Here is a 12,468-nt window from a genome sequence, read left to right on the forward strand (position 1 = left end):
AATCGATAAGTGTCACGACAGCTTTGTCAGTTCCTCATTCGAAAGCTGCCTGACCGCAACCGGCCACCTCGCACCGGTGAGAAGGTTTCAAACTGGAGTTGATTCCGGCTTGTCATCTCAACAGCGCTCTTACAGGGCGAAAGAGGAGGAAAGCGAGGTATTGTCGCAGCGACCGCGCAACGTTAGCCTCATTCTATAATATACACGGGGAGGCAAAAATCAGTACGAACGCCAATAATTTCGCGCTTACAGGACTTAGTGCCGAGAAGGAATTACACGGCCACGTCCTCGACCTCTGCCTAGACGCGAAGGTGCTCGACTATCTTCTCCCTAATGGTCTTCCACACAGCTATGAGACCTCGCTGTGGGATTACAAACGGCATCTTCCCAATCTCTCGGGACGTGGAAGTGCCCCCGAGCTGCAAGCTGCGGCACTCGAAATAGCTGAACTCGTCAAAGATGTGACAGCCTTTCACAATAGCTACGGCGGATACATTATTGCCGGTGTCGATCAATATGCGGCGCAACCCATTGTCGGTTGTTACAACTTGAATGCTGGCGGGTTCACGGTCGAGAAGCTCAACGAGCAGCTCAAGACCTATACAAAGCAGCGGATCGATTGCCGGTTTGCAAGTCACACGGTGATGACTTCGATGGGCCCGCGAGAGGTGGGTCTTCTCGTTGTGCCGATGCGAGACGCGTCGTGCGCTGTTGTTCGGATGGCGCGCGGCGCGCCAGAGGTCAAAAACAAGGCCAGCTATCAAAAGAATGCCATTTTTGCTCGAATAGGCGACTCATGCATGCCCGTTTCGGACGATGCATCGTTGCTTCAGCTCCTATGCTCGGGGCGGGCTCTTGGCGGCACTCCGCGGAGGATCGAGCACAATCTACCGCCGCGAGACCCGAACCTCATCCGTTTTGTGGGACGCGGTGACTACCTTTTTCGGCTGTGGGATTGGCTCATAGATAAGCATACCGCCGTGAAGACGCTGACCGCCCTCGGGGGCACCGGAAAAACTGCGATCGCGTATGAATTTTGTCAGCAGTTTCTCGAGGACGCGCCGAGCTGGGCCACGAAGCTGATCTGGCTTTCGGCAAAACAACGAGCGTTTTCCGCGATATTGGGCCGCTACGAGGAAATGACGCGGACGGACTTTTCCACGCCGGTCGACTTTCTTGAGGCCCTCGCATGCGAATGCGGGGCGATGGACCATGAAATCGAGGCGGCTGAAGGAGACCAGGGTGAGCTACTGGATCTCGTTTACGATGGTCTACGCTTGTTCCCTAGTCTCGTGGTCGTGGACGACATCGATACCCTGCCGGCCGAGGAACAAAATAACCTATTTTCCATCATCCTGCAGCTGGCAGGGCGATTACACGACACCGGATGCCGGTTTCTGTTCACGTCGCGACTTGAATTGGGGGCCGACACACAGCGTATTCCGGTGCGTGGCTTCGACCTTCGCGAGTTTACCGAATATGCCAAGATGGTGGCGACCGAGCGATCGATCCAGATCAACGATGGGTTGATCAAGCAGTTGCATAGCGCCTCAAAAGGCTCACCCATTTTCTGTTCTTCAATCATTCGCCTAGCCTCGCTGGGTCAGAACATCAACGATGCTGTGCGGAACTGGAAGGGAAAGGACGGGGAGGAGGTGCGCCGGTTCGCATTCGAACGTGAATTGCGCGAACTCACGGACTCGCAAACGCGCACACTTTTTGCCTTATGCTCTCTGGGTGTAACCACCCATCTTGAATTAAAGCAGGTGCTGGAAGCCGACGAACAGGTGTTGAACAACGATCTTGCTCGTTTGCGCGAATTCCACCTCTACGCTAGCGGCGGCGATCCGCGGACGGGCGCCAAACTGGAGGTGCCGGAACCCATCTTGCTCATGCGAGATATTCTTGAGGCGCGCGTCCAAAATCCCAAGCGCCTCGCCCAAGAGTGTGCGCGTTTGCGCTCAAAGTCCCCGCGCGTCGATGACCGCGTGTCGTTTGCGATAAGAACAGTCGTCGCACTCTGGAAGGAGGACGACTACGAAGCCGCCGAGTTTTCGGCCCGCAACGCGGTCAAGGATAATAAGAAAAGCGGCGACCTTCATTGCATCTTGGGGCAGTGCCAGCTCAAGCTCACTCCACCGCGATACGACGAAGCCGACAAGGCATTTGCTGAGGCCAGTCGCTTCAAATCCAGTAGGGTCGAATTGCTCCCCACTTGGCTGGAAACGAAGGCGCATCTAAGCGATTGGCTCGGCATTTTGGATGTCGTGGGGAAGGCAGCACCTGACGACATCCGTAGTCATGTCGCGTTCCTTCGCGCTCGCGCCTACGCTGAACTGGGTCGACAGGCTTTGGGACGAAATGACCCCGTCAAAGCCATCGAGCGATTCAAACAAGCAATGGAATCCGCAAGCCGAACAATCGGACAGGGCCGCGCCGGCGAGCGGCTTGCCGATCTTCGCGAACTCTGCCGGATTTGTGCGCATAATTTTGTGGGCGTTACCGATACGCAGAGCACGCGTCCAAGAGATCGATTGAACGTGTTCAACGCGGTCTCAGACGCGTTCGCGTGTCACGTGACGGAAACACGCCTAGTGCTACTCGGCCTCAACGCGCTGATGTCATGGGCCAATGAGGCTTTCGGAAGCGCTCAATCTTCGGGCGAACCCGAGAGAATACTTGAGCGTCGATTGGAGCGCTTGAACGAGATGCGGCAGCATATTCACGAGCAAGGATCTCACCGCTCAGACCTTTCCGGACGAATGGCGGGAGCAAGCGAACGCTTGGCGAAGTATCTTGATACTTAGCGTCATAATCAGACGCGCCCTTCGCACATGAACCCAAGAGACTGCGCGTGGATTAGAAGCCCGCGTATTCTAGGCCTGTTAGCTGCGAAAAGGTGGCGCATACACGTCAGGGTTTCGCGGCGTTTCTTCGCCAATGGCAGCTAACCGTATTATGACTCCAAAAGCCGACCAACCGGAAAATGGCCAAACGCAATAGACTTAGACCACTTCACCCGCGCCGCGTAGGCGGCGTTTAGGCGGCGCCGAGTACATAATTTGACACAGCGAAAGGGCCAAGTGGCACAGCCGCGATGTCAGTCGCCAATCGGACGACGTCCGATTCGCTCAACCTCGTCTTCGCAATGTAAATCGGTGGAAACAGTTCGGTAAGCGTCACCGCCGATATGGACGCTGTGCTTCCCGGCGCGCCGCGTGCGCTGACTGCGGTTGAGGAAGCGGGAAGGAATGACCAATCGGTTGAGAGCATTGGTTGAACAGGCTATCGACCTGACCCAGGGGGTAGCATTTACGCAATGATCACGGCGTTTTTTTCTTCATGAGCCTAATTAAATCCAGGAAGCGTGTGGCTGATCACGGAGAGGTGTTCACACCGCCTTGGCTCGTGGAGAAGATGCTCGATCTCGTGAAGGGCGAGACGGAACGGATCGACGCCCGTTTTTTGGAGCCTGCCTGTGGCAGCGGGAATTTCCTCGTGCCGATCCTGCAACGTAAGCTTGCCGCCGTGGAGCTGAAATTCGGCAAGTCAGATTTCGAGAAACGGCATCACGCGCTGTTGGGCTTGATGTGTTGCTATGGCATCGAATTGCTGGCCGACAACATCGCCGAATGTCGCGCCAATATGCTGGAGGTTTTCGCGGACTATCTGGCGCTGAGTACGGAGGAGGATCTATACCGTGCGGCCTTTCAGGTTCTGTCGCTCAACCTCGTCCACGGCGATGCTATGACGATGCGCGCGATTGATTCCGCGCCGATCCGCGTGGTCGAATGGGGCTATTTGGGCAGAGGAAAATTCCAGCGCCGCGATTTCAGGCTCGATGTCCTAACCGGTATGGCAAGTTTTAGTGCGGAAGGCTCGCTGTTCGCCGGTCTCGGCAAGCACGAGATTTTTACGCCCACTTCGTCATATCCGCCAGTGACGGTAAATGACTTGGCGGGCTTTGCAGGTGGCGAAACGAGGGGGGCTGTATGAACGGGCAAGCAGGGTTTACCTTGCGGGGGCGTAACCCCGATGTTCTGACCTGCATTGCTAACCTCTCCAACGACGAGGTGTTTACGCCGCCGGAGTTCGCCAACCGGATGCTCGATACGCTGACGGAGGCATGGTCGGCCAGTAATGGCGGTGCAAATATATGGGCGGACAGCAAGGTCACGTTCCTCGACCCATTCTCCAAATCTGGCGTGTTCCTTCGTGAAATCACCACGCGACTGATCGCGGGGCTGGCGGAGGAAATTCCCGACCTGCAGACGCGGGTCGATCATATCCTGACCCGGCAGGTGTTCGGCATCGGTATCACGACGCTAACCAGCTTACTCACGCGGCGGAGCCTTTATTGTTCAAAGCACGCTAGGGGCGAACATTCGATTGCCAAGAGCTTCGCTCATGATGAAGGTAATATTTGGTTTCAGCGCACTGAGCACGCTTGGGACAAGGGGCGTTGCGCGTTTTGCGGAGCCAGCAAGGAAACGCTTGATCGCGGCGAGGGGTTGGAGACTCACGCCTATGCATTCATTCATACGGACGACATCAAAGGCCGCCTCGGCGAGCTTTTCGGAGGCGAAATGCAGTTCGACGTTATTATCGGGAATCCGCCATATCAGATGACAGGCGGTGGCGGCGGAACCAATGATTCCCCCATCTATCAGATGTTCGTTCAGCAAGCCGTGAAGTTAGAGCCGAAGTTCCTGTGCATGGTTATCCCTTCTCGGTGGATGGCTGGCGGGCGTGGCCTTGGCGATTTTCGCGCCGAATTTCTTGCCGACCGACGTATTCGAACTCTTGTTGACTATGAGAACGCAAAGGACGCCTTTCCAACCGTAGGGATCGGTGGCGGCATTTGCTATTTCTTATGGAACCGGGACAATCCGGGGCCATGCGATAGCACTTACCATCGGAACGGCGTGACCATTGGGCCGCATCCGCGTATCTTGGACGAGTTTGATGTATTCGTTCGTGACAATCGCGCCGTCGGTATTCTGCACAAAGTGCTGGCGGCAGGCGAGCGGTCTTTTGAGGAGCTCGTCAGCGGAGACACGCCTTTCGGTTTAGCTACGAATTTTACGAACTATATTCGCGATTCGATTCCGAACGATGCTCAGGTGCTGCTTTATGCCAATAAAGCGACGAAACGAGTCCGCGGTGCAATCGAGCGCAAAGAGATAACCAAAAATATCCAGTTGATAGACGTTTGGAAATTATTTCTTCCTGTTGCGGGTTCGGGCCGTGAGCGCGAAAGAAGCGGCGTGGACATTGTTCTTGGACCGCCGATCATCGGCGAGCCGGGGTCTGTATGCACCCAAACTTATCTTGTTGCGGGCCCTCTAAATTCAAAAGATGAGGCAGAAAGTATCGAGTCTTATCTGCAAACGAGGCTGGCAAGGTTCCTTGTTTCGCTTCGCAAACCAGCACAGCATGTTTTTCGAGGTATGTACCGCTGGGTCCCTATCCAGCCGTGGGATCAAAAATGGAGCGATTCAGCCCTATACCAGAAATATGGTCTCACCGATGATGAGACGGCCTTCATAGAGCAGATGATCCGCCCAATGGGGGGCGGTCGTGAATAAGCCCACAATTGAGGAAATCCTCACACCGAAACCCGAAGCGCGTCCGCGCATCTATGCCTACGCCATCGCTGACGCGGCCCATGACGGCCTACTGAAAGTCGGCCAGACTAGCCGCAATGTGAAACAGCGGGTAGCCGAGCAGCTAAAGACCGCCGCCATCGCCAACTACACCATCGAGCTGGACGAAAGTGCCGAGCGGGATGACGGCGGAATATTCACGGATCACACCGTGCGCGATGCGCTGCGGCGCAAGGGTTTTGCCAATCCCCAGCTCGAATGGATGCGATGCACGGTTGCCGACGTGAAGACCGTCTTGGCTGAGCTTCGCAGCGGCCTGCAGTTTAGCGGTAACCACCACGAAGATTTTCCGCCGCGCGATGAACAAACGCGGGCGTTGGAGCAGACCTACGCCTATTATCAATCGCGCTGGCAGGAAGATGCCACCGCCGTGCCTCGCTTCCTTTGGAACGCGAAAATGCGCTTCGGCAAAACCTTCACCAGCTACCAGCTTGCGAAGAAGCTGAGCGCCAAGCGCGTTCTTGTCCTGACCTTCAAGCCAGCGGTCGAAGACGCCTGGCAGACGGACCTCGAATCTCACGTCGATTTTGATGGCTGGCAATATCTGTCGCGAAAGTCCGGGCGAGATCCAAGCCAGGTGGATCCCGACAAACCCGTGGTCTTTTTCGGGTCGTTCCAGGATCTGTTAGGCCGCGACAAGGCTGGTAACATCAAAGCCCGACACGAATGGGTTCACACGACAAATTGGGATTTGGTCGTATTCGATGAATATCATTTCGGCGCATGGCGCGAGACAGCCAAGGAGCTTTTCGAAGGCGAAGATGCGGCCGTTGCCAAAAAGGAAGCCGGCATCGAATATGCCGCTGATCTTGAGAACGTGAACGAGGATTTGGGTGTCCTGTCGGAGAGCGAGGCGGAGTTTCTGCCGATCACCACACGAGCGTACCTCTATCTATCCGGCACCCCGTTCAAGGCGCTGGCTACCGGTGAATTCATTGAAGAACAGATATTCAATTGGACTTACACGGACGAACAGCGGGCCAAGGCCGAGTTCGCGGCGACGAACCCCGGCAAGCGAAACCCCTATGGAGCGCTGCCGCAAATGCGGTTGCTGACATACCAGATGCCGCCGGAGATAACGCACATCGCTAGTGGCGGGGAGTTCGACGAGTTCGATCTGAATGAATTTTTCGCTGCGAGCGGAACGGGCATACTGGCACAGTTCAAGCACAAGGATGAGGTGCAGAAATGGCTGAACGTCATTCGCAACGCCCCGGACGCACCTCGATCCTTGGATAGTCTCAAGGCTGGTATCGTTCCACCATGGCCATATTCAGACACGAGGCTGCTGCCGCATCTGCAGCACAGCTTCTGGTTCTTGCCCAACGTCGCCTCCTGTTACGCGATGGCGAACCTTCTGGAAGAAAAACATAACATTTTCTGGCATGATTATAACGTTGTCGTGTCGGCCGGACCTGCAGCGGGAATCGGCCTCGACGCCTTGCCGCCCGTTCGCGAGGCAATCGGTAGCGGTTTCGAAACCAAGACGATCACGCTCTCATGCGGCAAGCTCACAACCGGCGTCACGGTGGAGCAATGGGCGTCGATCCTGATGCTGCGCAATCTCAAGTCTCCTGAAACCTATTTTCAGGCGGCCTTCCGCGTGCAGTCACCGTGGTCACTCAAGAACCCCAACGGCGATAACCCCAACGAGGAAGAGATCTTCAAGCCCGTCTGTTTCGTATTCGACTTCGCACCTACGCGCGCGCTGCGGCAATTGTCGGCATACGGCATCGGTCTGTCGCCCGGCGAAGCGAATCCGGAAAACGCCGTGCGCGAACTTGTCTCATTCCTGCCGGTCCTGGCCTACGACGGCGCGAATATGACGCAAATCGACGCGGGCGGCATTCTCGACATCGCGATGGCAGGTACATCGGCAACGCTTTTGGCCCGCAAATGGGAATCGGCAATGCTTGTCAACGTGGACAACGACACGTTGCGCCGCGTCCTCGATAATCCCGAGGCGATGGCCGCCGTCGGACGCATAGAGGGCTGGCGCGCCCTAGGCGACAATGTGATCGAAACCATTATCAACAAGAGCGAGAAGGTCAAAGAACTCAAGAACAAGGCGAAGGATAGCGAGCTTTCCAGGAAGGAAAGGCAAGAGCTGACCGAAGAGGAAAAGGAATATAAATCGAAGCGGAAGCTCGTTCAGGAAAAGCTGATCAAGTTTGCTACCCGTATTCCGGCCTTCATGTATCTGACTGATTTTCGTGAAAACACGCTCCAAGATGTTATTACCAAGCTGGAGCCAGACCTGTTTTTAACGGTCACCGGGTTGACGGTGGCGGACTTCCATCTCTTGGTGCGTCTGAAAGTGTTTAACACGGAGAGAATGAATGAGGCCGTCTTCGCCTTCCGTCGCTACGAGGACGCCTCGCTACGATATACCGGCATCGAAAGCCACGAAGGGCTGACTCATTACGGCCTCTATGACACGGTAGTGGCGAAGGATTAAGCAGGCTCGGATGTCGCGCGACGCCGCGAGCACTTTGTCGGCGGCGGGGTTTTTTTGAGCGCCCCTGAGCAGCCGAGCGCCAATGTCTGCTCATGGGGCGAGGGCGATGTGACCGCGCCTGCATAGCACGGGATGAAGATAAAGAATGGATGAGCAGGCGTTCCGAAACTATCTCAATTGGAAGGGCGCAACGTCCAAATCCGCGCAGGCTGCGCGCATTTACGCTGTTGGGAAGATCGAGGATAATCTTCGCGACCTTGGTTTTCCCTATGCCGATCTTGATGCGGCGTTTGCCGACGATTGCTTCGAAAGGCTACGTGCCCGCATCCGCTCGATCCGGGCAGACGCGCTGACGGGGGGCAGCGAATATCGCACCCTGATGCCGGAATCGGAAAATCCGAGGAACCGCCTAGCGAAGTGGAGCAACTGGCTTGGTGACTATGGCCGTGCGCTCGTCTGGCGCGACGGCGAGGAGGTGCCCGACCTCTTTGCGCAGGGAATGGAAAAGCTTCGCTTCGACTTTCTCGAGAAGATGCCCGACTTCGAGCGCTTCTCCGATGAGGAAGGGGAGTTCTACGACCAGGAGACTGCTTACAAGCGTGAAGCCCGCGGTAACTTTCTCATGGCTTCTGCCGCATCCGGCGAGCCCGCTGAAGAGCGGGGCCGTAATGTCTATAAGTCGCTACTACTGAGTACGCGTCAGGGTCTGCCGCTCGGTTGGCGGACGCAAGGCGCGGTGGCGCAGGCTAATGCGGGTATGCAGCGCCGCTTCTACGAGACGATCGCCCGGCTCTCTGAGATCGAAGGCGATGATCTTGCGGAGCTCGAAATATGTGCGCGCGAGCTTGAGGCGCTGCGTGACGCAGGGGTCGATACCCTGAAACGGGGCGAAATTCTGAACATCGCGATATCGGTGTTCGGCACTCGCAACGTCAACGACGCTTGCTGGTTCAAAGCACGCACCTTCGGGCGGCTAGGCAAGCAGTTGCTCGGTCGTCGTCTCTTCGCTGCATCGCAGTTCGAGCTCGCAGATTTTGAAGAGTTTCAAGCGCTCGTAAGTCGGATGCGTGAGACTCTCGAAGAGTGGGGGTGGGCCCCGGAATCGTTGATGGACGTCCAGAGCTTCATTTGGGTCGCCATGTCGGAGGGTGAAGATATGCGGAAAGACGTGTTAACCCGCGAGGCGGTCGAGGAGGCTATGACGGAGTGCGAGACGATCGGCGTTGACGCGTTCCTTGCCAAATATGGCTTCGGCAAGCCGCGCGACTATTGGACGCGCCGCCTTCCCGGTGGGATGCTGCTTCCCGCAAAAGCGACGGTGGGGGCATCCTACGGATTCATGCCCGAAGGAAAATCGAAAAGCGCCCGCGAATTTTACGGCGGTTACGGTGAACAGGCGGCCAACACGATCCTGGAGCGATTGGGGTTTGAAATAATGGGGAAGGATCCGGCTTTGGTCGAAGATAATATGGACGAAGCCAGTCGCTTGAGCCGGCCGACCAACCTCATTCTTTACGGGCCGCCGGGAACCGGCAAGACCTATGAGACCGCTGCCGAGGCCGTCCGGCTCTGCGGCGAACCGGTGCCGGCCGATCGGAGCGAGCTCATGGCAAGCTATCGCCGGTTAAGCGACGCGAAGCGTATCGAGTTCGTCACCTTCCATCAGTCGATGAGCTACGAGGATTTTGTCGAGGGAAAGCAACCCGTGACGGGGGCGGATGGCGAAGAGGGAGGCGGGGGCTTTCGTCTCGAGACCTTTCCGGGAATATTCCGCCGCATTGCGCGTCGCGCTGAAACCAGCCTCGGTCATTCCGAAGGACCCGGCGCAATTCGCGTCGGCGAGCGGCAGGTCTTCAAGACGTCCATCGGCGAGGCGGCCAATCCCGAAGACGCCTATCTCTTCGAAGAAGCAATTGCCGAGGGTCATACGCTACTTGGCTTTGGCGACATCGATTGGAGCGATGACCAATATGCCTCGCGCGAGGCGATCATCGCTGCGCAGCGCGAACATGGCGATGGCGCGGACGATCCCAATTCATTCTCCGGGCGCGTCCAGATGCCTTTCATCTTCCGCAACTGGGTAAGGGAAGGAGATCTTGTCGTCGTTTCGAAAGGCAATAGTCTTTTCCGCGCGATCGGTGTTGTCGAGGGCGGTTATGAATATCGCCCGCGTCCCGAAGGCGGCTATGCTCACCGCCGCAAGGTCAAATGGCTGTGGGTCGATCGCGAAGGCGTGCCAGTCAGCGAGATATACCAGCGCAAATTCAGCATGCGTACCATCTACCTTCTCACCAGAGCGGAACTCGATATCCCGGCGCTCGAACGCTATCTGAACAGCCAGCAGTCGGGCTCGTCGCCGACTTCAGGCGCACCCGACCAGTTTGTGCTTGTCATCGACGAGATCAATCGCGCAAATATCTCGAAGGTGTTCGGAGAACTCATCACCCTCCTCGAGCCGGACAAGAGGCTCGGTCAAGCCAACGAGCTGAAGGTGCGTCTTCCATATTCGGAGGACGAGTTCGGTGTTCCCTCCAACCTGCACATTGTCGGCACCATGAACACGGCCGACCGCTCGATCGCCTTGCTCGATACGGCCCTTCGGCGGCGGTTCGAATTTGTCGAGATGCTGCCGAAGCCGGAGGTACTCGCCGAGGCGGCCGCCGACAGCGGCGTCGATCTGCCGCAACTGCTTCGCGTGCTCAACGAGCGCATCGAATATCTGTTCGATCGCGAGCACCAGATCGGCCACGCCTACTTCATCGGTTGCCGGTCGCGCGAAGATGTCGACGACTGTATGCGCGGACGCGTGATCCCGCTCCTGGCCGAATATTTTTACGAGGACTGGGCAAAGGTTGCCGCGATCCTTGGCGACCCGAATGGAGAGCGATTCCTCAAGCGTGACGAGCTCAAACCTCCCGCAGGTCTCGACATGGACGCCGATATGCCATCACGATGGCGCTGGTCGGTCCGCAAAGATTTTGCGACTGAAGCCTATTCCGGTCTCGCGTGATCCGGCGCACACTCTTTGAATGGAAATCGATCGCTTACGGCGATGACAAGGAGACGCAAATCCCCGTGTGGGCGGCGGATCGTCTCGCTGCCGTAGCGCGTAAGTCTCCGCTGGGTGGCGAAAACGGTAGGCGGATTCTCACTCACGGCCGGAACGCACTTGGCGCCAAGCAAATGGTCGGAATCGTTGTTGCAGACAACTGCACCTTGGAAATACTTCCGAAGATCGATGTTCCTGCAGTTGGCGATGAGCAGGCGGTGCAAGGGCTGATCCGAAAGAAGCTCATTCATTTGCTCGCTGTCGCCATGGATCTTGATATCGACGGTGGCTCTGTCACCGAGCTTGGCTGGCAAAAAGACAATCTTCTCGAAATTCTGATCCGGCTCTTCAGTCTCAAGCTGATCGACGCGCTGCGTCAGGGTATGCCGCGCCGGTATGTGGAGCGCGAGGAAGACCTCGCCACGCTTCGCGGACGGCTCGATATGACCCGTCAGTTTTCCAGGCTCGCAGCCAATCCCGCTCGGCTCGCGTGCCGCTTCGACGAGCTTTCCCCCGATATCGCGATCAACCAGATCATGCGGGCAGCAATCGATCGCCTGCACCGGATATCGCAAAGCCCGGACAATCAGAGACGATTGGCCGAACTTGCCTTCAGTTATGCCGACATCACGCCCATGTCTCCGCAGGCACTGCGCTGGGACGAGGTGCAGCTCGACCGTACTAATGCCCGCTGGAAGGATTTGCTGGCTCTCGCGCGGCTTCTTCTTGGCGAGCGATTTCAGACAACATCGGTGGGCGAGCAGGCTGGCTTCTCCCTACTGTTCGAGATGAATACACTCTTCGAGGAGTATGTTGGCCGGATGCTACGCCGGGCGCTTTCGGGTTCCGGGCTGACCGTGCATCTTCAAGGCGGACGCCTCTTTTGTCTTGAAGAGGCCGGCGATGGCCGTCGCACCTTCCAGACAAAGCCCGATATCTTGGTCCGGCGGGGTAACGAGGTCGTTCAGATCATAGACACGAAATGGAAACGCATCGCGGCGCGCATCGACGATCCCAAACAGGGCGTATCCCAGTCGGATGTCTATCAGATGATGGCCTATGGGCAGCTCTATGAATGCGGCCTGCTGACGTTGCTCTACCCACATCATGCGGCGCTTCGAAGCGCCCCGGGAGTGCTTGGCCGCTACCGGGTGGGCACAACCGTTCACCGGCTTCACATGGCGAGTGTGGATATCGCCGATCACCGGCGCGTGATCGAACAGTTGCGGGCGCTGTCATCCTTCCCATTGTGATCACTGCCATAGGCTAGGTAGCCCGCGAGCTCGGTATCGCTG

Annotated in this window: 6 protein-coding genes; all 6 read left to right on the forward strand. The window is 57.1% G+C overall.

Annotated elements, in window-relative coordinates:
• Nucleotides 1–311 precede the first annotated feature (311 nt).
• The 6 genes from NP825_RS05665 (at nt 312) to NP825_RS05690 (ending at nt 12,426) form a co-directional block, all read left to right on the forward strand.
• Entirely contained in the window at nt 312–2,807 is a 2,496-nt protein-coding gene (locus NP825_RS05665) for an ATP-binding protein (protein WP_257549236.1), read from the forward strand.
• A 535-nt stretch (nt 2,808–3,342) separates the two neighbouring features.
• Nucleotides 3,343–3,996, forward strand: a complete 654-nt coding sequence (locus tag NP825_RS05670) for an SAM-dependent methyltransferase (RefSeq protein WP_257549238.1) — start codon at nt 3,343–3,345, stop codon at nt 3,994–3,996.
• Nucleotides 3,993–5,588, forward strand: a complete 1,596-nt coding sequence (locus tag NP825_RS05675; RefSeq protein ID WP_257549240.1) for an Eco57I restriction-modification methylase domain-containing protein — start codon at nt 3,993–3,995, stop codon at nt 5,586–5,588. The genes NP825_RS05670 and NP825_RS05675 overlap by 4 nt, the downstream gene beginning before the upstream one ends.
• Nucleotides 5,581–8,124 (forward strand): GIY-YIG nuclease family protein, encoded by a 2,544-nt coding sequence (locus tag NP825_RS05680; protein ID WP_257549242.1) that lies wholly within the window; start codon nt 5,581–5,583, stop codon nt 8,122–8,124. Before NP825_RS05675 ends, NP825_RS05680 begins: the two co-directional genes overlap by 8 nt.
• A 145-nt stretch (nt 8,125–8,269) precedes the next feature.
• Entirely contained in the window at nt 8,270–11,134 is a 2,865-nt protein-coding gene (locus tag NP825_RS05685; RefSeq protein ID WP_257549244.1) for an AAA family ATPase, read from the forward strand.
• On the forward strand, nt 11,131–12,426 hold the full coding sequence (locus NP825_RS05690) for an McrC family protein (protein ID WP_257549245.1): 1,296 nt from the start codon (nt 11,131–11,133) through the stop codon (nt 12,424–12,426). The genes NP825_RS05685 and NP825_RS05690 overlap by 4 nt, the downstream gene beginning before the upstream one ends.
• The last annotated feature ends 42 nt before the right edge of the window (nt 12,427–12,468 follow it).

It is taken from the genome of Sphingopyxis sp. DBS4 (assembly GCF_024628865.1).
GTDB lineage: Bacteria > Pseudomonadota > Alphaproteobacteria > Sphingomonadales > Sphingomonadaceae > Sphingopyxis.